Origin of the sequence: Arthrobacter sp. cf158 (assembly GCF_900106835.1) — a bacterium.
Taxonomy (GTDB): Bacteria; Actinomycetota; Actinomycetes; order Actinomycetales; family Micrococcaceae; genus Arthrobacter.
Map to the genome: position 1 here is coordinate 15,483 of NZ_FNNR01000006.1, position 20,245 is coordinate 35,727.

The 20,245-nt window shown below is 63.5% G+C and carries 22 protein-coding genes; 10 read left to right on the forward strand and 12 right to left on the reverse strand.

Going from position 1 to position 20,245, the window contains the following annotated elements; translation table 11 throughout:
• Nucleotides 1-55 precede the first annotated feature (55 nt).
• Entirely contained in the window at nt 56-1,504 is a 1,449-nt protein-coding gene (gene dacB / locus BLW08_RS12980) for a D-alanyl-D-alanine carboxypeptidase/D-alanyl-D-alanine endopeptidase (RefSeq protein WP_091325601.1), read from the reverse strand.
• Nucleotides 1,505-1,713: 209 nt separating this feature from the next.
• Between dacB and BLW08_RS12985 the strand changes: the two genes are divergently transcribed.
• From BLW08_RS12985 to BLW08_RS13010, 6 genes are all read left to right on the forward strand, one after another.
• On the forward strand, nt 1,714-2,202 hold the full coding sequence (locus BLW08_RS12985) for an inorganic diphosphatase (RefSeq protein ID WP_024818962.1): 489 nt from the start codon (nt 1,714-1,716) through the stop codon (nt 2,200-2,202).
• A gap of 198 nt (nt 2,203-2,400) precedes the next feature.
• Nucleotides 2,401-3,381, forward strand: coding sequence for a hypothetical protein (locus BLW08_RS12990; protein ID WP_090822348.1), 981 nt, complete (start codon nt 2,401-2,403; stop codon nt 3,379-3,381).
• Entirely contained in the window at nt 3,378-4,154 is a 777-nt protein-coding gene (locus BLW08_RS12995; RefSeq protein WP_091325603.1) for a hypothetical protein, read from the forward strand. The genes BLW08_RS12990 and BLW08_RS12995 overlap by 4 nt, the downstream gene beginning before the upstream one ends.
• A gap of 54 nt (nt 4,155-4,208) precedes the next feature.
• The gene (locus BLW08_RS13000) at nt 4,209-4,844 is read left to right on the forward strand and encodes an RDD family protein (protein WP_091325605.1); all 636 of its coding nucleotides are present in this window, start codon (nt 4,209-4,211) and stop codon (nt 4,842-4,844) included.
• Complete coding sequence (locus BLW08_RS13005; protein WP_254779854.1) at nt 4,816-5,466, forward strand: hypothetical protein; 651 nt, start codon at nt 4,816-4,818, stop codon at nt 5,464-5,466. The genes BLW08_RS13000 and BLW08_RS13005 overlap by 29 nt, the downstream gene beginning before the upstream one ends.
• Nucleotides 5,467-5,524: 58 nt before the next feature.
• On the forward strand, nt 5,525-6,124 hold the full coding sequence (locus tag BLW08_RS13010) for a hypothetical protein (protein WP_090822343.1): 600 nt from the start codon (nt 5,525-5,527) through the stop codon (nt 6,122-6,124).
• Nucleotides 6,125-6,173: 49 nt separating this feature from the next.
• On the opposite strand, the gene BLW08_RS13015 is transcribed toward BLW08_RS13010, so the two are convergent.
• The 3 genes from BLW08_RS13015 to BLW08_RS13025 are packed head-to-tail and all read right to left on the reverse strand — an operon-like array spanning nt 6,174 to nt 8,106.
• Nucleotides 6,174-6,770, reverse strand: a complete 597-nt coding sequence (locus tag BLW08_RS13015; protein ID WP_090822342.1) for a DUF3618 domain-containing protein — start codon at nt 6,768-6,770, stop codon at nt 6,174-6,176.
• Complete coding sequence (locus tag BLW08_RS13020) at nt 6,767-7,198, reverse strand: phage holin family protein (protein ID WP_090822339.1); 432 nt, start codon at nt 7,196-7,198, stop codon at nt 6,767-6,769. The genes BLW08_RS13015 and BLW08_RS13020 overlap by 4 nt, the downstream gene beginning before the upstream one ends.
• Nucleotides 7,195-8,106, reverse strand: a complete 912-nt coding sequence (locus BLW08_RS13025; protein ID WP_254779855.1) for a hypothetical protein — start codon at nt 8,104-8,106, stop codon at nt 7,195-7,197. Before BLW08_RS13025 ends, BLW08_RS13020 begins: the two co-directional genes overlap by 4 nt.
• 184 nt (nt 8,107-8,290) lie before the next feature.
• Between BLW08_RS13025 and BLW08_RS13030 the strand changes: the two genes are divergently transcribed.
• Nucleotides 8,291-9,373, forward strand: a complete 1,083-nt coding sequence (locus BLW08_RS13030) for an FUSC family protein (RefSeq protein WP_254779856.1) — start codon at nt 8,291-8,293, stop codon at nt 9,371-9,373.
• A 20-nt stretch (nt 9,374-9,393) separates the two neighbouring features.
• Here the strand turns inward: BLW08_RS13030 and BLW08_RS13035 are convergent, their stop codons facing one another.
• A complete protein-coding gene (locus tag BLW08_RS13035; protein WP_090822337.1) occupies nt 9,394-10,161 on the reverse strand; it encodes a sigma-70 family RNA polymerase sigma factor in 768 nt (255 codons plus the stop codon).
• A 132-nt stretch (nt 10,162-10,293) separates the two neighbouring features.
• Between BLW08_RS13035 and BLW08_RS13040 the strand changes: the two genes are divergently transcribed.
• On the forward strand, nt 10,294-11,034 hold the full coding sequence (locus BLW08_RS13040) for a GAF and ANTAR domain-containing protein (RefSeq protein ID WP_091325607.1): 741 nt from the start codon (nt 10,294-10,296) through the stop codon (nt 11,032-11,034).
• Nucleotides 11,035-11,038: 4 nt separating this feature from the next.
• Here the strand turns inward: BLW08_RS13040 and BLW08_RS13045 are convergent, their stop codons facing one another.
• The 4 genes from BLW08_RS13045 to helR form a co-directional block, all read right to left on the reverse strand.
• Nucleotides 11,039-11,434, reverse strand: coding sequence for a DUF1761 domain-containing protein (locus BLW08_RS13045; protein WP_091325609.1), 396 nt, complete (start codon nt 11,432-11,434; stop codon nt 11,039-11,041).
• A gap of 80 nt (nt 11,435-11,514) precedes the next feature.
• Nucleotides 11,515-12,354 carry a helix-turn-helix domain-containing protein gene (locus BLW08_RS13050; RefSeq protein ID WP_091325610.1) on the reverse strand — a complete coding sequence of 280 codons (840 nt, stop codon included), beginning with the start codon at nt 12,352-12,354 and terminating at the stop codon, nt 11,515-11,517.
• Between the two features lie 23 nt (nt 12,355-12,377).
• On the reverse strand, nt 12,378-13,223 hold the full coding sequence (locus tag BLW08_RS13055; protein WP_090822330.1) for an HAD family hydrolase: 846 nt from the start codon (nt 13,221-13,223) through the stop codon (nt 12,378-12,380).
• 81 nt (nt 13,224-13,304) lie between these two features.
• On the reverse strand, nt 13,305-15,506 hold the full coding sequence (gene helR, locus BLW08_RS13060) for an RNA polymerase recycling motor ATPase HelR (RefSeq protein WP_217639241.1): 2,202 nt from the start codon (nt 15,504-15,506) through the stop codon (nt 13,305-13,307).
• Between the two features lie 175 nt (nt 15,507-15,681).
• Between helR and BLW08_RS13065 the strand changes: the two genes are divergently transcribed.
• A complete protein-coding gene (locus tag BLW08_RS13065; protein ID WP_091325612.1) occupies nt 15,682-16,482 on the forward strand; it encodes a class I SAM-dependent methyltransferase in 801 nt (266 codons plus the stop codon).
• A gap of 25 nt (nt 16,483-16,507) precedes the next feature.
• On the opposite strand, the gene serS is transcribed toward BLW08_RS13065, so the two are convergent.
• On the reverse strand, nt 16,508-17,788 hold the full coding sequence (gene serS / locus BLW08_RS13070) for a serine--tRNA ligase (protein WP_091325988.1): 1,281 nt from the start codon (nt 17,786-17,788) through the stop codon (nt 16,508-16,510).
• 111 nt (nt 17,789-17,899) lie between these two features.
• Here serS and BLW08_RS13075 point away from each other — a divergent pair, with 111 nt between their 5' ends.
• Entirely contained in the window at nt 17,900-18,961 is a 1,062-nt protein-coding gene (locus BLW08_RS13075) for a diacylglycerol/lipid kinase family protein (RefSeq protein WP_091325613.1), read from the forward strand.
• On the opposite strand, the gene BLW08_RS13080 is transcribed toward BLW08_RS13075, so the two are convergent.
• Entirely contained in the window at nt 18,958-19,188 is a 231-nt protein-coding gene (locus BLW08_RS13080; RefSeq protein ID WP_090822325.1) for a hypothetical protein, read from the reverse strand. The genes BLW08_RS13075 and BLW08_RS13080 overlap by 4 nt on opposite strands.
• A gap of 106 nt (nt 19,189-19,294) precedes the next feature.
• Entirely contained in the window at nt 19,295-20,227 is a 933-nt protein-coding gene (pheA, locus tag BLW08_RS13085; RefSeq protein WP_091325615.1) for a prephenate dehydratase, read from the reverse strand.
• Nucleotides 20,228-20,245 lie beyond the last annotated feature (18 nt).

A 20,245-nucleotide genomic window follows, 5' to 3' on the forward strand; every position in this document is an offset into this window, starting at 1 on the left:
CCATCACACCACACGTAACCGACAGTGAACCCTTAAGTTCGCTCCACGCTGAGCATCAGCCCCCGCACCCACAGGACGCCAGCACCGACGCTGATCGGTCCATAGCTACCTTGTTCCCGGCAGCACCCGGATCCAGTCCGTTGCCGATGAACGAGAACACCAGCAGCCTGCCATCGGCATCCACCACGTAACCGCTCAACGCGATCACCGTGTTCAGCGTCCCTGTCTTGGCGCGAACCAGCCCCGCGCCTTCCGCAGTTCCGGCGTCCACATACCTGTCGTCAAGGGTGCCGGTCAGGCCGGCCACCGGGAAGCCGTCCAAGGCCGTCCGCAATGCGGGCTCCGGTCCGCTGGTGATGGCACGGACAACCTCGGCAAACTGGCGCGCACTGACCTGGTTCTCCAACGCGAGCCCCGAAACGTCGGCCAACTGCATCGAATCCGTGGCGATCCCCAACTCCCCCAGCCTTTGCCGCACGGCTGCAGTGGCGCCGTCGTACGTGGCCTCTTGACCGGAGGCTCCGGCAGTCATCCGCCCCAGCGCCTCGGCGAGGAAGTTGTCCGAGGTCTCCAGCATCAGGTCCACTTGTTCGCTGACCGTGGCGGACTCGGCGGCGGCCAGCACCTTGGCGGGGAGGCCTTTGCCGCGTTCGACGCCGGGACTCACCGCGACGCCGGCGGCCGCCAACTGATCGGCGAAGGCCTGCGCGGTGGTGACGGCGGAATCCTGCGGTCGCGGTCCGGTCAGGACGTTGGCCGAGTAGCGCCCGGAGTTCAGGGCCAGGGAGAACAAGGGAGCGGTTTCACCGGCGGCCACGTCATCCAGGCTCCACGCCGGGTTGAGGGGTGCACCGGTGAAAAGTGAGTCGTCCACCTGCACAGTGATGGGGCCTTTGACCCCGGCTTGCGCCAAGGCGGCGGCAGTATCGGCGGCCAAGGAAGCCAAGCCGGCACGGCCCATGACGGCCGCGGGATCGGAGGAGGAGGCACCCAGCAGGACATCCCCTCCGCCAGTCAGCACCACCGTGGAGGGATTGTCCGAGGCCAGCACCCTGGTGGTGAAGCGTGACTCGGGGCCAAGAGCCTTCAACGAGGCTACGGCGGTGAGCAGCTTCATGTTTGACGCCGGGATGCGGTTGCCGTTGGCGTCACGGTCAAAAAGGACCTTTCCGGTGGACGCGTCCATCACCACGCCACTGATGCTTCCCGCGCCGTCCGGCTTCAAGGTGGCATCAAGGAGCCGGGAGACGTCGGCAGCCACCGGGATGGGAGCGTCATTGGACAGTGGAAGCACGCCGCTGGCATCGGACAGCCGAGCCGGCTCTTGTTGCCAGGAGGGAACCGATGGTGCGGGCTTGGGCGCAGTGAGCAGCCCCGGAACCATCCCCGCCGTCACCACGGCAGCGACGCAGAGCAGGACCACGGCCAACAGCGCCGGCCATTTCAGACGCCCCCACGCCACGGATAACCCTGAGCGGGCATCCCCTTTTTTAATGCCCTTCATGGAAGTTGCTTGGTCCTGTCAGTCCTGAAATGTCCCCGCCGGTTCAAGAAACCCGGGCCTCTCGCTATATCCTCAATAGTAGTCGGCGGCACCGGCTGTAATTTTGCCTGCCGCCAGCCCCGGGCTGAGCAGCCTGCCTGAGGCACCGTCACCCGTGACGGCCGCTTCGGCGGAGCGACGCCCCACCCACACCCGTCAAGGAGCATTCCATGAAGCACGACGTGACCATCGAGATCCCCAAGGGATCGCGCGTCAAGTACGAAGTTGACCACGAAACCGGCCGTGTCCGCCTGGACCGCGTCCTGTTCACCTCCATGCAGTACCCCACGCACTACGGTTTCTTCGAGAACACCCTGGGCGAAGACGGCGACCCGCTGGACGCACTGGTGCTCCTGCAGGACTTCGATCTGCACCCGGGCGTCATCGTTGAATCCCGCCCCATCGGCGTTTTCAACATGACCGACGACGGCGGCGGAGATGCCAAGGTCCTCTGCGTCCCCGTTGACGCACGTTTCGACCACATCCAGGAAGTCAGCGACGTCAGCGAGTTCCTGATCAAGGAAATCGAGCACTTCTTCACGCGCTACAAGGACCTTGAGCCCGGCAAATGGGTCAAGGCCGAGGGCTGGGGCGACCGCGCCGCTGCCGAAGCCGAGTTGGAAGCATCCATCAAGCGCTACGTTCCGGCAGCGCACTAAGCGCCGCTTTTTAGGGTCGCGCCCAGCGCCTGACCCGCCCGACGGCGGCTGGTACGGTTCCCTGCGAACTGCACCAGCCGCCGTCGTTCTTTAACTGATGGTTTTTGTGCACATGGGCATGTCTCCCCATCGCGGCAGCTTGCAGGTCCGCCTAGGCTGGGACGAGACTTTTCGACGCTTGCACACAGGGGGTTCCACATGGCTGGGTTCTACGGCGCAGACATCGCGCAGCTTCGCAGTCTTGCCGGAGTGATGGGCAAGGCTGCGGATGCCATCAATTTGGAGAGCGCGCAGTTATCCAACGCCATTAATTCCACGACGGCGTGGCAGGGCAGGGACGCCACCGTGTTCAAGGGCGACTGGAATTCCCAGCACCGGCAAAGCCTGGTGAAGGCCGCCACCATGCTGCGCGAGAACGCGAGCCAGCTGAAGAAGCACGCCAACCAGCAGGAGTTCGCCAGCCACAACGATGGCTCGGGCACGTCAGTGGGTGTCCTCAAGGACGTCTACGACACCGCAATGGGTGTAAAGGGGCTGGCCGCGCCGCTGTGGACGGCTTACAAGTACCTCAAGCTCGGCAACGCGGAATGGGTGAAAACCCGCGAGGTCCTCACCAATTGGCGCGCTGGCGGAACTGTGGTCCGGGATGCTATGACCGCGCTGCGCAACGGCGAAAAGGTCACGGACGTCCTCACTGACCTCAAGGCCAACATTCCGTACAGCCAGGCGTTCCAGGATGCCAGCAAGTTCTCCAAGGGCCTCCGCGTGGCCGGGGCCCTTGCAGCACCCCTCAACATCGTGGGTGGCATCAGCGACATGATCAACCCGGAGCACGACGGCTGGCGCGGGACTGGTGACCGCGTCGCCGGTGGCCTGTCCGTGGTTGGCGGTGTTGGCAGCATCATGCTCATGACGGCCGGCGGCGCCGCACTGCTGGGACCCATCGGCGCACCCATCGTGATCGGTGCAGGCATCGTGGCCGGCGCCTGGGCACTGGGCAACCTGGTGGCCGACAACTGGGATTCCATCAGCAACTTTGCCCGAAACCCGGGCAGCTACATTGCCGATGGCGCCAAGGAAGTGGCGGGCTTCGCCAAGGATGTAGGCAGTAAGGTTGCAGACGGGGTCAGTGACGCCGCCAAGTCAGTCGGAAACTTTGTCGGAGGGATATTCGGATGACCACCAGCACCATGAAATGGACCCAGCGGGACGTTGAGGCGGCAGCCAAGGTTCTTGCCTCAGCCAGTGCAATCGGAGCACCTCTGCCCACACTGACGGACGAAGAAGTGGTGGCGCTGGACGGCGTTCAGCACGAACAGATGGTTGCGCTCCCCTGGCTCTCCGCCCAGGATGCCAACAAGGAAGTCCTCTGCGCTGTTGCCTTGCGCGGATTGCTGGCCAAGGAGCTCGTGTACCCGGTGATCTTCGAGGGCGAGACCGAACCGTCCCGGCTCCACGCCAGCGAGGACATCACCGGCGCGCTTACCCTGCGGCGCAGCGGCAGCAGCGTTGTCTCCGTGGAAAGGACAGTATCCACCGGCAAGCGCTGGCTCTACAGCTACCTTCACGACGACGGCGTCCTGCTGGAGGAAGTGGACGAAAGCGGACTGCACGGCTTCACAGTGATCACCCGCGAGCAGCTGGTCCCGCGCCTTGCAGAATTCGTGGACCCGGAAAAGGCCGCGGTCCGCGACACCGACGCCGCCCTCTTCACAGAGGCACAGTTCGAGGCACACGCCGCCACCGCATTGGCCGACACCCAGGCTGCCAGCAACGTAGTGGCATTCAATGCGGACACCAACGAATTCCCCACAGTCACTGTCTACACGGCCCCTTCAGGTGTTCATGTCCTGACCCCGCAGGTAGCCGGCGAGACTGTGACGTTTGAACTCCAGGAAACCTCGCCTGCGTCCTTGGCCCGCGTTCTGGGCGGACTGGCCGGGCTGGCCTGACCGGCCTGAACTCCACTCCCAAGCCGCCCACCGCCGTCCAGCCGAAAGCCCCACATGAGCACCTCGAAGTCCACCACCTCAACCGGATTGCTTGACGCCGTCAACGGTCGCGCTGTTCGCCGTCACACAGATACGGGCGCGTACTTCGTCAAGGCTTCAGGTGCAGCCCACTTCTGGGGCCGCGTGCTGGATGCCCTGGTTTTCCTGGTGGGTTACGTGATCCTGGCTGCCATTGCGGCAGTGGTGCGCGAGTCCATGATGAACAGCGGCTCGCTCCTGGGGTTCAATGACGGTTTCTGGCTGACTCTCTACGTAGTCCTGTGGTTCGTGGGCTTGTTCGTGTACGGAATGATCTGGGGAACTGCTGGAAGTGTTGGCGACGCCGCCGCCGGGATGCGTTCCGTGCGGATCAAGAACGGTACGACGGCGGGTGCATGGCTGGGCGGTTGGCGCGCCATCTGCTGGTCCTTCTTCCCGTTCTTCGTGGTGATGCTCATTGCCTCTGCAATCAGTGGCGGCGGGGACGACACCTGGGACCCGAAGTTTGCCGCTGTAGATCGCCGCTCCGGGGTTGCCAATGGCCAACAGCCGGTGCCCGATCCCAAGGCTGCTGCCGCAGCTCAGGCATCCGACGCCGCGCGGCAGAACCTGCCCAACCTCTATGGCCAGCGCCCGGATGCGCGGCCGTAACTGGCTGGTTCGCCGCACTGCGCACAGACTCCGGCCTGAGCTGGGCGAACTCCGCCATGTGGCTCAGTCGCGGCACATCTTCTGGAAAGCCCTGCTCCCTTGCGTAGCGGTGGGTTTCGTCTTTGGGACCATCGCTGAGTTTGTCAGCCCCATACGATCCACCCGGGAGGCCGGGCACTTCAACGATCCCGCCTTCTTTGCGTTGACGAGCATCCTGACAGGCCTGGTTCTGTGGTCCATGACCTTTCTGGGGAGCTTCCGGAAGCTGCTGGTTTTCGACGGCGGGATGGTGGCCAAATACTCGCAGGCAAGCACGAGGCTGGTGTTTACCTGGAGCGAGATAGCTCCGAAGACCATCAAGGCCGTAACCACCGCTGATGGCACTGATCCTGAGCGCCGCCTGGTGGCACGCCGGAAAATCTCCCTGGGAGCAGGCGGCAGGAATGCGGTGGTTTTCCAGTCCCGCGGCACCTTCTGGGTCTTTGCCTCAAACGAGGATCCAGCTCCCCTGGCCACAGCCATACGAGAGGCCATGTCTGCGTGCGGAATGCCCCAGGCCGCGCGGGCAGCGGCGGGTGCGCTGCCCGCCGTCGTACTGACCGGGCCAGTGGCGCTTGACTAAGCTGCGGGCAAATTTGGCCCTTGCAGACGGTCTACCAGCCGGTAGCATGTGATCCACTATGTTCACTCTGACCATCAACCAACGCGACAGCCGGCACGACGGCGACCTTGTACCGCAGCTGCTCAAGGATCTGCGGCACATTCCTGCGCGGCTCGATTTTGACCGTTCGGTTGAGGATGAGGTGCAGGGAATCGTTGAATCCAGCCACCAGGCGGTGGAGACAGCCTTGATCGCGCTCCGCTCCGGCCAGTGGTACGTGGGAATTGGCGTGGGACCCATCAACGAACCGCTGCCCAATCTGGTCAAGGACGCGTCAGGGCACGGCTTGGTGTACGCCAGGCGCGCCGTCGACCGGTTGCGGAACAGCAAGGAGCGCATCCCCGTTGCCGTGGACGGCCCCCTCGCAGCGCTGGCTGCAGAGGCAGAAGCAGTGCTTCGCCTCTTGGGACACATCGTGCAGCACAGGAGCGCCGCGGAATGGCGGGTCCTGGATCTACTGACTCCCGGGGTCCGCGGCCAGCAAAAAGCCGTAGCCCAGGAACTCGGCATCACCACCCAGGCCGTGAGCAAGGCCTTGGCACGTGCGCAATGGGCCGAGGAACACGCGGCACGTCCGGCCGCGGCACGGCTGCTGCAGTTGATTTTGGAAGTCCGATGACAAACCCGGCCGCCCCGCAGTTGCGGGACGGCCGGGTCCGTCGGAAAAACTACTGACTGCTGACGTTGTCCTTGGCCGTCTCGGCGCGTTCCTGGACGTCCGCAACTGCGGCCTGACCCTCATCCTTCACGTTTGCCGCCGCATCCGTGGCGCTATCCTTCACGTTCTGCATCGCATCCTGTGCAGGTACCTTCAGGTGATCGGCCATTTCCTGGGCCGCGTGACTCAGTTCGTCAGTAAGCGGTTGGGCCGCTTCCTTGACGGCCTGGGCCGCTTCGCGTTCCTTTTCCGAGGCCGGGAACAGGGAAGAGACCAACAAACCTGCGCCGAAGGCGATGAGACCGGCTGCGATGGGGCTGCCCTGCGTTTTGCGCGTGATCGCCTGCGGTGCGTCGCCAAGGTCAGACACGGCGCCTGAAACGTTGCCGGCGACGTCCGAAACCGCCTCCCCGGCTCGGTGTGCGACATCGCCTGCAGCATCACTGACGTCATCACGGGCGCCGAAGACGGCAGTCTTGATCTTGTCCACACGGCGGTTGACGATGTGTGACGGAGTGACCTTGTCAGCCACCGCATCAACATTGGTGCTCAGCCGCCGGCGCGTTTCTTCGATGTCGGCGCGCAGGGCGTCGGGGTTCTGCGTCATCGTGACTCCTCAGTGTTCGGTTTCAAAGCCGGGGGTATTTCCTTGACCGTCTCAGCGGTCCGGGGCATGCCCTTGATGGTGTTCAATTCCTTGCGGCCCAGGGTGGCCAGGACCGCCGCTATGATTCCCCAGATGACCGCGACAATGACGGCGGACCACCCGAGGCCAACGAGCTGGCCCAACGCCCACCAAAGGGCGATGGACAGGAACAGCACGGTGATGTGGCCTGCGTAAGCCGCTCCGCCCAGCATCCCCGCGCCTTTGCCGGCCTTGGTGGCGGACTCCTTGAGTTCCGCCTTGGCCAGTTCCACTTCTTGACGCATCAACGTTGAAACGTCCCGCGTCAGGTCGCCCAACAGCTCGCCGAGGGGAAGGGTTTCCGCCTTCACGTGGGCCTCCGTGGGTGGCAGATTGGCGGAACTGCTCATCGGTGCGCTCCGTACTGGGGGTCGTCCGGATCAAGAGGTCCTGCAAGAGGGTCCCCCTGGGACCTAACGCCACCGGTCCCGGTCTCCGGATAAGGAAGCGCGGATCCCTCATAACCGCCCGTCGTGCCGGCGTCATATCCGGTGGTGCCCGCACCGTATCCGGCGGTGGTGACCGACGGCCCGGGGAGGTCCAAGGCCGGAGGAGTTACAGCGCCGCCTGCACTGGGGGTGTACGTTGCGTGGGGCGTTTGTGCAGCGTCAGCGCCACCGGCGGATTCCGGGCTGGAGGCGTTGCCCGCCATGCCCCGGCCCAGACGGCCGGCAAGGACGCCTGCACCGGCTGCCAGCAGGAGGAAGGTTCCCGGCTTCCGGCGAGCGAAGCCCTTGACTTCCTCCAGCAGCGAGCCCGGATCCCGGCCCTCGAGCCACTGGGCAACCGAGGAGGAACGCTGGGCGGCCTGCTGGACCAGGTCGGTTGCGACGCCACCATTTTCCGTGGAGTTGGCCATGGTGGACAGTTCATCGGAGATTGACCGCAAACCCTGGGCTACCCTCTGCTGCTGGGCTTGGGCTTGATCAGACAGCTCCCCCTTGGTTTGAGTGAGCAGCTGGCGGGCGTTCACCTTGACCTCATGGGCAACGTGACCCGCCTCAGACTTGGCAGTGTCTACGACGCCGCTGGCAGCATCGCCAACGGCACCGGCAACTCCTGCGGCTTCGTGCTTGGCGGTCTCAACGGTTCCGGAATCAGCAGAACCGGTGGATGCACCGGTGGTAGGGATTCCGGAAGTTTCAGTTTCAACGTCCGGCGAGTCCAGGTAGCTTCCCGTAAAGGGTTGGGTCCCGGCGTGGGCACCAACCCTTGGCGTCGCGAAGCTTCCGTCCTGCGGAGATTGGCTCTCAGTCATTGTCGCTCTCTTTCCACAGTTGGCAGGCTGCGGACAGCAGCCGGGATAGTAAGTATCGTTACTATCAAGGGGTGTGTACCCGGTTTCGGCGGTTCCAATCACCACCACAGAAGAAATTGATGCGTCGCTCACGTTCAGCACTCTCCGCTCGACAGGTGACGCCATACCTGCGAATGTTGGCTTGATGAGCCAACTGCCAAGCAGGCGGCGGCTGATCCCCGCGCTTCGAAAAACCGTCACACGCCACCGCATCCTCTTTGCGGCCAAAACAGCCGTTGCAGCCGGACTCGCCTGGTACCTCGCACCCTTCATGCCCGGATCCGCAGCCGCCTATCCGTACTACGCCCCTCTGGGCGCCTTGGTCAGCATGCACCCCACCGTTGCGGACTCCGCCAAGCACGGGCTGCAGAGCCTGGCTGGACTGGTCCTGGGCATCGGCATGGCCTTTGCCATCACCACAGTGGCCGCACCGACTGCCCTGGCCGTCGCCGTGGTGGTAGGCCTCGGCGTGCTGATCGGCGGCCTTCCCCGGCTGGGGACTGCGTCCGAATGGATTCCCATGGCAGCCCTGTTCGTGCTGGTCCTTGGAGACTCGAACGCGGAAGGCTTCTCCTTCGCCTACGTGCTCCAGATGGCCCTGGGCGTTGCCGTGGGCTTCGCCGTGAATTGGCTGGTTTTTCCGCCCCTGCACTTGGACGACATCGACCCCGCCATCGCCGGCCACCAGGGCGCCTTATCCCGGCAGCTCAAGGACATGGCCAAGGCAATGCAGGAGTCATGGCCACCTAACCACGAGGCATGGGCCAGCCGCAGCGACGATCTGTCCCTGACGGCCGCCGCCGTGCGGACCGCGGTCCACCAGGCCGAGCTGAGCGCCAAAGCGAACCCCAGGTCGCGCCGTCGGGCCACCCGCCTTCCTGGTGATTTGGCGGAATTGCGCACGCTTGAACGGCTCACATTCCACGTCCAGGACATTACAGACGTCCTGGCGAGCGCCATCTGGGAGGAGGGCGCCGGGACTGTCATCCCTGATGCCGTAGTGGGCAATCTGGCCGAGTCCCTGAACGCCGTTGCGGCTGTGATTGATCACTGGCGGGATGCGGAATCCGGCGAGTTGGCCAGCCGTTTGGCAGAAGCGAAAGACATCATCTCGGCCCTTGGCGATGCTGTCGCGGAGGCCGCTGCACAGCAGTCTCCTGTGAACGCGCCAGCCTCAGTGGCCATGAGCCTGCGCCGGATACTCACAGTGGTGTTGTCTGAAGAGTAAGCTGCCCGCGGCTTCAGTGATCACAATTCGCAGGGGCTCTTTAGTTGTTCGTCCAGCAGCCGCGCCTGGAGTCCCCCGAGGATCTTCGACAGCCTGCGTGAGACGTACATTTGCGACGTCCCCAGAGCTTGGGCAATGGCGGACTGCGTTTCCTCGCGGTAATAGCGTCGGTACAGCAGATGCCTGTCCTCCGCACTCAATTCCCGGATGGAGTCACGCAGCGCCAGCACATCCTCCAGGCGTTCTGTTGGGCATCCGAGCGCCGAAAGAGTGCCCTGGAAGCCATCACGACCCTCGAATGCCGGAGCATCCAAGGAGTCCGGTCGCTTGCTGGTGCCGGCAATCAGGGCTTCACCAACCTGGCCCGGATCCAGCCGCAGGTCCGCGGCAACTTCGTCCGGGGTGGGAGTCCGCTGCAGGATCTGCGTCAATTCTTCGGTCCGCGCAAGGACTTGGCGCCTGACGTCCTGAATGGTCCGCGGTGGGCGGACTACCCAACAGTTATCACGGAGGTACCGCTTGATCTCGCCTGCAATAGTGGGCGCAGCATAGGCGGAGAAATTGTCGCCCTTTGACTCGTCGTAGCCGCGCGAGGCCTTGATGAGGCCCATGTAGGCCACCTGCCTGACGTCGTCGAGGTCGTAGGCGTGCGCCGAATATCTGGAGGCGATGGACTTGGCAAGATTGAGGTGATCCAGAATCAAGCTGTCCTGATGATCGTGGTCATCGGCACCCAAAACTCCGGCGGAGGGCCGCGTTGGGGCGTCCAGGGGTGGGACTTGTCGCATGGGGCTTCAATCCTCGAACCAGATGGAAAGGGTGAGCCCACGGCAAGACTCGTTAAAAGAGAAGCATACTTACTATTCGCTTTCAACGGGGCTAGGCTCGAAAGGTAGCCAATCCACGGATCGGAGATCTCAATGGAAACCCCCAAGCTGGACGAGCCGTCCACAGTGCTGGCAGACATACAGGATTTGCTGCTCAACACCCCGGATGTGGAGGCCTTTCTTGAGGAGTTGGCCCGCCACTCGGCAACCATTTTCAGCAGCCCTGGCGCAGAGGTCTACTGCGGGATCACCCTGATGCGTCACCGCACAGCCGGCACCGTAGCGAGCAGCAGTGAGCGGGCACGGCAACTGGACGAGGTCCAATACGCCTATCCGGACGGACCCTGCCTCCACGCTTGCCGCGAAGGAACCCAGGTCCACATCCCCGACTTCGAAAAAGACAACACGTGGCCGGACTACAACGACGCCATTACCGGCCACGGGCTCCGTTCCGTGCTGGCGGTTCCCTTCCCGCTCCCGGACAACGCCTCAACGGCCGGCCTCAACCTGTACTCAGACCGCCCCAACGCTTTTGACCAAGCGGCCGTACAGCGCGCCAATGACTACGTGGAGCAAGCGTCCAAAGGACTTCAGCTGGCAGTTCTGATTGCACAGCACAGCCAGACCGCAGCGAACCTGCGGGCGGCCATGGAGTCACGGACGGTGATCGACGTGGCCACAGGCATCATCATCGCCCAGAACCGCTGTACTCAGGTGGAAGCTATGGAACTCATCAAGAAGGCCTCCAGCAACCGGAACGTCAAACTACGCGTAGTTGCCCAGGCCATTGTTGAATCGGCCGGCGGAGGCCCCATTCACACCGTGTTCAAGTAGGACGCTACCCCTGCATGGCGCCGATGATGGCGCCCATGGCAGTGAACGTCACTACGTTGTAGCTGGCATTGATCGCGAACAGCGTCAGGCTACGGCGCTCAAACAAGTAGTTCACTCCAAACGCCGTGGCCACCCACCCCAAACCGGCAGCCAGTCCAGCGAACGTCCCAAAGGCGAACCCGCCGCGACCAATAAAAGCCGCCAGGAAGACGGCCATCACCACAGCCAGAATGAACGAGCCCACAAACACCCGCGCCGTCCCCGACTTCAGCTGTTCATCACTCACGCCGGCCGCCTTCTGCCAGGGTTTGGCGAAGAGCAAGGAATACCAGAGCCCGCCCACCACGAACGTCGCCAACGCAGCCAGAAGCACTGCCAGCCAATTGATCTGAAGGTCCATGGGTATCCTCTCAGGGTGCTCAGTTCCTGAGTGGACAGTACGCCGCGGGATGCTGGGGGTCTTGTATTAAAGCCGCAAAACTATAGGTCTACTTCTTCCAGCGGGACGAAAGTGGCGTATTCGGCGCCGTAACTCTGCACCACCTGGAGGTACTCGGTGGGCGTGAAACCGCTGAAGCGTTTGAAGGCGCGGATCAGATGCGGTTGGTCGTAGTAATCGGCCAAATGCAGGAGTTCGCGCCCCGGCACCGCACCTTTGGGAAGCGCTGCCGCCTGATTCACTATCCGGTTGAATCTGCACACGTCCGAGTACGCCTTGGCCGTTGTCCCGCAGTCCCGCATCATGACTCGCTCCAGAGTGGAGGAGCTGATTCCGAGCCTGGCTGCCAGCACGCTGACCTCGACGTCCTCACGTGCCAGCGTCTCAACGGCCGCCACGGTCCTGGGATCCGCACGGTAGCCGGGCCTGATCTGCTGTTGCAGGAAGGCCGTCAGGGCCGCGAAAGCTTGATCCGGCGCGGCTTCCGTAAGCTGCGAGCGCAGTTGCGTGAAACCCGGGAAGACACTTTCAGCGTCAATGACGCGGTTTTGAAGGCCCGACGGCGGCTGGCTGGTGAACGCTGCGAGGCCGTAGGGAGTCAGGCGGGCACCGATATTGAAGAGCTGGTCCGGGTTCTCGCTGATCAAATAGCTGCGTTGCAGGCCCGCGTAGAACCCGGTGGCGACTTCCGTTGCGGTGGCCTGCGCTCCATTTCCCGAAGGACTGATGAGCCGGTACGGATCCGACAGGTTAAGAATCAGGTGCGCCTCCGGCCCGGGGAGGATCTTCTCGTAACGAGCCTGGGGCTGGGCGCGGACGAACCACAGATGGGTGACGAACGGCTGCAACCCGACCGGCGCCGGGCATTCTTGGTAGAACACAGCCCCAGTCTAGGCAGCAGCAGTTACAGCAGGCCGCGCAGAACCAGGGCGGCGCCGTCGTCCAGCACTGACGCGGTGACCTCGTCCGCTACGGCGAGCACCTCATCCGGGGCCTGGCCCATCGCCACGCCGCGGCCCGCCCAGGTGAGCATTTCGATGTCGTTGCGCCCATCGCCTACTGCCACGGTGTTGGCCCGGTCCGTGCCGAGCTTCTGACGCAGCGCCTCCAGGGCGCTGGCCTTGGTAACGCCTTCGGCAGCGATGTCCAGCCACGCCGTCCAACCTACCGAGTAGGTCACTCCGGAGAGCCCGATGTGCTTGATGGCCTCGTTGAATTCATCAGAGGTGTTCTCGCTGCTGAAGACCACAACGCGGACCGCAGTGGCGTCCAACATCGTCTGGAAGTCCACACCAATGGATTCCACGCCGAAGCTGGCGTCCTGGAAGCGCTCGGTGGAGAGGAAGTTTCCTTCCTCATCCTCCAGCGCGTATTTGGCGTTGGGCAGCCGTTCGCGCAGTGCTTTGAGGGCCGGAGCGGGATCAAAAGTGGCCTTATGGATGATCTGGTACCCCGTGTCCAAGGTGGGATCCAGCCGGAGCGTTACGCCGCCGTTGCAGCACACTGCGTAGCCCCGTTCCAGACCGATCTGCTGGATGATGGGTAGCGTCGCATTCAATGATCGGCCGGTAGCGATCATGACGTCATGGCCGCTGGCGACAACTGCTTGCGCAGCGGAGCGCACGCCCGGAGACATGTGGCCATCGTGATCGACGAGCGTGCCGTCAACGTCCAAGGCAACCATGAGCTTGTTGGTGTTATTTGGCTGGTCATCGATGCCAGCAACTGGAGTATCAGTCAAGATAGTCATGCTTCCAGTACAACAGACACCGCCGACACTCAACTAGGACCGGCGCCACAGCAGCGGATTAACGCAGCGTGAACAGTCTGTTCAGAACCCACTCCGGAGAATGACCAGCTGGCGGGTGGCGCGGGTCATGGCCACATAACGGTCCACGGCCCCCTCCACTCCCCCGTCCGCAGCGTCCGAGCCGAAGTCTTGGGGGTCGATGAGTATCACGAGGTCGAACTCCAGGCCTTTGGACAGCTCGGGGGTGAGCCGGCTGACGCGGTCCTGGTCCGGATTCGCGGGTGTTTGCCCCCGCCGGCTGACAACACAGGCCGTCCCTTCAGCGTTCGCGGCGAGCCAGGTGTCCAGGATCGTGTGCAGTTGATGGGCGCCCCCATGGACTACGGGTATGCCGCTGCTGCGAACCGAAACAGGCACGTTGGCGTCCGGGAGTGCGGCCCTGATCGCGGGCTCGGCTTCCGCCATCACCTCTTCCGGTGTGCGGTAGTTGATGGTCAACCCAGCCAACGTCACATGGCCCAGGCCCACCCGTTCGAGGCGCTCCTCCCACGATTCCGTAAACCCATGCCGGGCCTGGGCACGGTCCCCCACCACCGTGAAGCTCCTGGAAGGACAGCGAAGGAGCAGCATCCGCCACTCCGCATCAGTCAGTTCCTGGGCTTCGTCCACCACAATGTGCGCAAACGGTCCGGCGAGCACATCCGGATCCACTGATTCCACAACGTCCCCGTCCACGAGCTTGTCCCGCATGTCCTCGCCGCGCAGCATGTACATCTCCAGGTTTTCGGAGTCGTCAGCCGCTATGAGGTCCTCCACAACACGGTCCATGAGCTCCCGTTCGGCAGCCTGCAAGGCCTGCTGTCTTCTCCTGCGCTGCGAAGCCCCGGGATCACCCAGCCGCTGCCGCGCCGCGTCCAGCAGTGGCAGGTCTGGAACCGTCCAGGCAGTTGGGTCCTTGCGCTGCAGCTTCCCGACGTCGTCGGGTTGGAGCCACGGTGCGGACAGGCGCAGATAGGCGGGCACCCGCCAGAGGTCCGCCACCAGCATTGAATAGTCCAGGAGCGGCCAGGCTTTGTTGAATCGATCCTGTAGCCCGGCGTTGTGGGTCAGCACCCGGCGCAGCAAACTCTCCGGAACATCGTGCTCGTCCAGTTTGTCCACCAGGATGGCGAGCAGGGCCTCCCAGACTTCATCGCGTGCCTCATTGTGCGGCATTCCCGGTTCCGCAGCCTCGAAAGCCTCGGCCCAGTCCTCACTGCTGAGCCGGATGTCGGCGTAGGGGGTTTCGACCTCCACGTCCTCGGACGGCGGCTTCTCGTAGAACCTGACTGCGGATTCAATCGCCTTCACCATGTCCACTGAGGATTTGATCCGGGCCACCTCGGGATCGCTTTCGACGGCGGCCGTGGCACCTTCGGGGACGAGGTCCCTCAGCGTGCAGGTCTGTACACCCTCTTCACCCAGGCTGGGAAGTACATCGGCCACATACGCCAGATAACCCTGGTGGGGGCCAACGAACAGGATGTCGCTCTTCCGGTGGTTGCCGCGGTGGCTGAGCCGGGGATCCGAATAGAGCAGATAAGCCGCCCGGTGCAAGGCGACCACGGTCTTACCGGTGCCCGGACCGCCGTCGACCACCAAAGCGCCACGCGATCCCGCGCGGATGATCTGGTCCTGGTCCGCCTGGATGGTCCCCAGGACGTCACGCATCCGCGGCGAGCGGCTGCTGCCCAGGCTTGCGATGAAAGCGGACTGGTCATCCAACGCAGCGTTGTTTTCCAACCCGTCGGCGGTGAACACTTCGTCCCAGTAGTCACTGATCCGGCCACGTGTCCAGCGGTAGCGGCGGCGACTCACCAAGCCCATCGGGTTGGCGTGGGTTGCCCCGAAGAAGGGCGCGGCCGCTGGTGACCGCCAGTCGATCAGGACCCGGCGTCCCCCGCTGTCAGTCAGCCCCAATCTGCCGACGTAAACCGGCTCAGGATTATCCGCGCCGACCATGCGTCCCAAGCAAAGGTCCAATCCGAAACGCCGCAGGGACCGCAGCCGCGCCGTGAGCCTGTGGATCTCCTGGTCCCGATCCAGTGCCCCCTGGCCGCGGCCACCGGGCTGTTTCCGCACGAGATCCAGACGGACAGACAAGTCCGCAATGGATTCCGAAAGGCTCGCGGCAATAGCTTCGAACTGCTGCTCGTCGCCGCCGATCAGCCGCGGATCGACCTTACGCGCGAGGTGCCCAGGCACAGCAAATGCACTGCTCTTCACGTGGCTGATTTCAGGCATTTCACGACTCCCTTTTCCGTTTGTTTGTGGGGTTCGTGGATCAATTTTTCAGCAGCAGAGGGGCCTTGCCGCAAGCCCCCTTGTGCGTTATAGATTGAATATGGAAGGGATTGATCTCTTCCATTTGCTGTGCACAATTCCGGCTGGCCGCGGCCCGGAACTGTAGGGTAGGCGGATGTCTTCACTGATGACCGGGGCCCAGCTCTCAGCCCTTTACGATGCAGAGAATCAATGGGCCGCGGACGACGACTTTTTCCTCGCGCTGGTGAATGAGAAACCCAACAGCCGTGTGCTGGACCTGGGCTGCGGCACGGGCCGGGTCAGCCTCGCCATTGCAGCCAAGGGCCATCGCGTTGTTGGCATCGACCCGAACACCAGCTCCCTCGCGGCCGCCCGTGGGAAACGCGGCGCTGAGAAAGTGACATGGATCGACGGCACATCGGCGCAGATCCCGGAAGAGTCTTTTGACGTCGCGATCATGACTGCGCACGTCGCTCAAGCGATAAGTGCCGACGACGACTGGTCCCGGACACTTGCCGACGTGCACCGCGCCTTGGCACCAGGCGGTCGGCTGGCCTTCGATTCCCGCGATCCCTTGGCACGAGCATGGGAAGGCTGGACGCCGGTAAGGACGCGCCGTGGGCACACACTTCCGGATGGGTCCACCCTGGAAACGTGGATGGAGTGCGCTCCTTTGTCCGGCGGGCTGGTGACCCTCACTGAACACCGGGTGCTCAACGGGAGTATCCAGCCGGCAGAGACGTCGGTCCTGGCGTTCCGCACAGAGGAACAGTTGCGGCACGATCTCACCATGGCGGGCTTCGTCGCGGAACGCATCAGCGGCGGATGGTCCGGCGAGGACGTGGGGAGCGGGCAGGGCGAGCTGATCGTCGTTGCCCGCAAGCCCCACTCACCGGAGCCAACAACGAAGAATCCCGCCCCTGCCACCATGCGCGCCGTTCAAGGGCAGGCGTAGCGGACAGGAGCGGGATCCGCGGAAGCTAAAGAACCGGCAGAACCTCGAGGCCGCCGAGGTACTTCTGCAGCGCCTTGGGAACGTTGACGGAACCGTCCGGGTTCTGGTGGTGCTCAAGGATGGCCACGATCCAGCGGGTGGTGGCCAAGGTGCCGTTCAGTGTGGCAACGGCACGCGTGCCCTTGGCGACGCCTTCCTCATTGATCACGCGTTCGCGGATGTTGAGGCGGCGTGCCTGGAACGTGGTGCAGTTGGACGTGGACGTCAGCTCGCGGTAAGCGTTCTGCGTGGGAACCCAGGCTTCACAGTCGAACTTGCGGGCCGCGGACATTCCCAGGTCACCGGCAGCGGTGTCGATCACGCGGTAGGGAAGCTCGCACTTGGCCAGCATCTCCTCTTCCCAGGCCAGCAGGCGCTCGTGCTCGGCAGCAGCCTCCTCAACGGTGGTGTAGATGAACATCTCCACCTTGTTGAACTGATGCACGCGGATGATGCCTCGGGTGTCCTTGCCGTGCGAACCGGCCTCGCGACGGTAGCAGGAGCTCTGGCCCGCATACCGGATGGGGCCGGCGGAGAGGTCCAGGATCTCGTCTGCGTGGTAGCCGGCCAGGGCAACCTCCGAGGTTCCCACAAGGTAAAGGTCGTCTTCAGCGAGACGGTAGATCTCGGCGTCGTGCTTTACATCAAAACCGGTGCCCTGCATGGTTTCAGGGCGCACCAAAGTGGGGGTGATCATGGGCACGAAGCCGGCATCGATTGCCTGTTCCATGGCCATCTGCAGCAGCGCCATTTCCAAGCGGGCGCCCACGCCGCGGAGGAAGTAGAAGCGCGAGCCGGAAACCTTGGCGCCGCGTTCCATATCGATCGCGCCGATCAGTTCGCCGATTTCAAGGTGGTCCTTGGGCTCAAAGTCAGTGAACTCGCGGGGAGTACCCACGGTCTTGACCACTACGTAATCGTCTTCGCCGCCCTCGGGGACGCCGTCCACCACGAGGTTGGGGATGACGCGGAGCAGCTCATCGCGCTTGGCTTGCGCGGCTTCGGCCTCGGCGGAAGCGGCCTTGACCGAGTTGGCCAGTTCCTTGACCTCGGCCAGGAGGGCCTGCTTTTCCTCGCCCTTGGCCTGGGCCACCTTCTTGCCGAAGGCGTTCTGCTCTGCGCGCAGGGTTTCATGCCGGATCAGGGCGGCACGGCGGGAGGAGTCGGCGGAGATGATCGCGTCCACAACGGACTCGTCGGCGCCACGGGCGCGCTGGCTGGCACGGAACTTGTCCGGATTTTCGCTGAGGTCTTTTACGTCGATCACCACACAAGAGTATCGAATCGGCTGCGATTTCCCGGTGCTGCGGCGGCTAAACCTGGGCCGCGCTGCCGTGCGGCAGAACGGGGCTGTCCAGGAGGATAGTGTTGGAGCACCATGAGCGACTGGATCCTGTACGTGATTCTCGCTGGGGGCGTGGCGTTTGCCGTCTCCAGTTGGTGGGGTGTGCGCCGATTGAAAGCCCGGCACATCAGGAGCGCGGTCCGGGAGGATGCGCACAAGCCAAGTCCCGGAGACCAGCGGGTGGCGGTGATCCTCAACCCTGTGAAGAACAACGCGGACGAGGCCCGCCGCGCCATCCTTGAAGCGTGCGATCTTGCCGGCTGGGACGCGCCAAGATTCTTCGAAACTACCGCTGACGACCCCGGCTACGGGCAGTCCCGGCAAGCTTTGGCCTACGGGGCCGACGTCGTTCTTGCCTGCGGTGGTGACGGCACAGTCCGGGTTGTGGCCGAGTCACTGGCCCACAAGAACGTGGCCATGGGCCTGATACCTCTCGGCACGGGAAACCTGTTGGCCCGCAACGTGGACCTGGACGTCACGGACCTGGCTGGCTGCATCCAGACCGCGCTGTTCGGCCATCAGCGCTTCATCGACACCGCCACCATGGGCATCGATAACGAGATCACTGGCGAGTCTGCCGAGCATACGTTCCTGGTCATCGCGGGCATGGGCCTGGACGCAGAGGTTGTTGGCGACACCAGGGATAACCTCAAGAAAAGCGTAGGCTGGCTGGCCTATACGGAAGCCGGCGTCCGCCACCTGCCCGGCCGCCGAAAACGCGTCACCATCACCATGGATGACCAGCCCGAGCAGGCCCGGAAGATCCGCAGCGTGCTGTTCGCAAATTGTGGACTGATCCCTGGCGGCATCGACTTCATTCCGCAGGCCATGATTGACGACGGCATGCTGGACATTGTGGTGATGAGCCCGCGCAGCGCCTTTGGCTGGCTCGCCATGTACACAAAGGTGTTGTTCAAACACAACCGGAACCTGCCCATGATGAGCTTCTACCGCTCCGGGAAGGTCACCATCCGGAGCCAGGAACCGATGGCCACACAGCTGGACGGCGACCCGTCGGGTGAGGCCACCAAGGTCACCGTGCAGGTGGAACCGGGGTCCCTGCTGGTGCGTGTGCCAAAGGCAAAGAGCCTCTAGACAGCGCCCTTCCCGGGTTGGGCTGCGTTCTTCTCTGCTTCTTCAGCGGCCGCCTTGGCAGCAGCCCGGGCCTCGGACTGCTCCTTGATCATGGCTTGTTCTTCTTCAAAGCGCAGGCGATCCGCACGATCAGCATCGTCGCCGTCCCAGTCATCTTTGTTGTCACTCGAGGGCTTGGGATTGACGATCATGCCCTGGCCGTCTTTGTCATCGCTGTGGACAGTCATGACCGTTCCCTTTCGTTTGATATTCATCCATCGTTTATGGATCAGGCAAGCATACGCACAGAAGCATCACTGCGAAAGAGGAATGATGGCGCCCTGTGGACGCCGCCTATGAGCCTTTGACGATCGAGTCAACCCAAGCATGCGCCGAGGCAAAAGCGGCATCCGAAGTATGCGGTGCCACCACGGCCGGTTGCTTGTCCGCGCGGGCATATGAGCCCAGGAAACGTGTTGCCGGGCTGATCCTGTGCAGTCCTGCCAGGGCGTCCGCCACCCGTGAATCGGAGGCGTGTCCATCGGCGTCGATACTGAAGAAGTAGTGCCCCAGATACTGTCCGGTGGGCCGCGATTCGATGCGGCTCAGGTTCACTCCGCGTGAGGCGAACTGGTCCAGAATTTCCATGAGGGCACCCGGGTGGTCCTCGGGCAGCGGCACCACCACAGTTGTTTTGTCCGCGCCTGTGCGCTCCGGCAGGAGTCCTGGCCGGCTCACCAGGATGAAGCGGGTGACGGCGTCCGGATTGTCGCCGATGTTCCGGGCCAGAACGTTGAGTCCGGGCTGTTCGGCGGCGATCAGCGGGGCGCAGATGGCGGCCTCGTAGTGCGCGTCGTCTGCCAGCAGGCCCATGGCCGAAGCTGCCGTGGAGGATCCTGGAACATAGTCCGCGTTCGGCAGGTGTTCGTCTACCCAGAGCCGGCATTGCGCCCAGGCGTGACCGTGCGTGGAGATCCGCTTGATGCTGGAAAGTTCGACGCCGGGCCTCGCCACGAGCACGAAGGTGATGGGAACAAGGGCCTCACGGATGATCCGAAGTTCCTGGCCCGTGGCGATCGCATCCAGCGTGGCGGTGACCCCGCCCTCAACCGAGTTCTCGATGGGGACCATGGCCGCATCAGCCTCGCCGGTCCGCACCCGCTCCAGGGCCGTGTTCACGTTGGTACACGGAATGCGGGTGGCGTCAGCAGCCCCTGGCACCTGCATGAGGGCGGCCTCAGTAAAGGTGCCTTCAGGGCCGAGGAACGTATAGGTGACTGCTGACATCGAATATTCCTTGCTGGT

Excerpts from the sequence above, each read along its gene's own strand:
- dacB (WP_091325601.1), bottom strand. The coding sequence starts at position 1,504 with ATGAAGGGCATTAAAAAAGGGGATGCCCGCTCAGGGTTATCCGTGGCG.
- BLW08_RS12985 (WP_024818962.1), top strand. The coding sequence starts at position 1,714 with ATGAAGCACGACGTGACCATCGAGATCCCCAAGGGATCGCGCGTCAAG.
- BLW08_RS12990 (WP_090822348.1), top strand. The coding sequence starts at position 2,401 with ATGGCTGGGTTCTACGGCGCAGACATCGCGCAGCTTCGCAGTCTTGCC.
- BLW08_RS12995 (WP_091325603.1), top strand. The coding sequence starts at position 3,378 with ATGACCACCAGCACCATGAAATGGACCCAGCGGGACGTTGAGGCGGCA.
- BLW08_RS13000 (WP_091325605.1), top strand. The coding sequence starts at position 4,209 with ATGAGCACCTCGAAGTCCACCACCTCAACCGGATTGCTTGACGCCGTC.
- BLW08_RS13005 (WP_254779854.1), top strand. The coding sequence starts at position 4,816 with ATGGCCAGCGCCCGGATGCGCGGCCGTAACTGGCTGGTTCGCCGCACT.
- BLW08_RS13010 (WP_090822343.1), top strand. The coding sequence starts at position 5,525 with ATGTTCACTCTGACCATCAACCAACGCGACAGCCGGCACGACGGCGAC.
- BLW08_RS13015 (WP_090822342.1), bottom strand. The coding sequence starts at position 6,770 with ATGACGCAGAACCCCGACGCCCTGCGCGCCGACATCGAAGAAACGCGC.
- BLW08_RS13020 (WP_090822339.1), bottom strand. The coding sequence starts at position 7,198 with ATGAGCAGTTCCGCCAATCTGCCACCCACGGAGGCCCACGTGAAGGCG.
- BLW08_RS13025 (WP_254779855.1), bottom strand. The coding sequence starts at position 8,106 with ATGACTGAGAGCCAATCTCCGCAGGACGGAAGCTTCGCGACGCCAAGG.
- BLW08_RS13030 (WP_254779856.1), top strand. The coding sequence starts at position 8,291 with ATGAGCCAACTGCCAAGCAGGCGGCGGCTGATCCCCGCGCTTCGAAAA.
- BLW08_RS13035 (WP_090822337.1), bottom strand. The coding sequence starts at position 10,161 with ATGCGACAAGTCCCACCCCTGGACGCCCCAACGCGGCCCTCCGCCGGA.
- BLW08_RS13040 (WP_091325607.1), top strand. The coding sequence starts at position 10,294 with ATGGAAACCCCCAAGCTGGACGAGCCGTCCACAGTGCTGGCAGACATA.
- BLW08_RS13045 (WP_091325609.1), bottom strand. The coding sequence starts at position 11,434 with ATGGACCTTCAGATCAATTGGCTGGCAGTGCTTCTGGCTGCGTTGGCG.
- BLW08_RS13055 (WP_090822330.1), bottom strand. The coding sequence starts at position 13,223 with ATGACTATCTTGACTGATACTCCAGTTGCTGGCATCGATGACCAGCCA.
- helR (WP_217639241.1), bottom strand. The coding sequence starts at position 15,506 with ATGCCTGAAATCAGCCACGTGAAGAGCAGTGCATTTGCTGTGCCTGGG.
- BLW08_RS13065 (WP_091325612.1), top strand. The coding sequence starts at position 15,682 with ATGTCTTCACTGATGACCGGGGCCCAGCTCTCAGCCCTTTACGATGCA.
- BLW08_RS13075 (WP_091325613.1), top strand. The coding sequence starts at position 17,900 with ATGAGCGACTGGATCCTGTACGTGATTCTCGCTGGGGGCGTGGCGTTT.
- BLW08_RS13080 (WP_090822325.1), bottom strand. The coding sequence starts at position 19,188 with ATGACTGTCCACAGCGATGACAAAGACGGCCAGGGCATGATCGTCAAT.
- pheA (WP_091325615.1), bottom strand. The coding sequence starts at position 20,227 with ATGTCAGCAGTCACCTATACGTTCCTCGGCCCTGAAGGCACCTTTACT.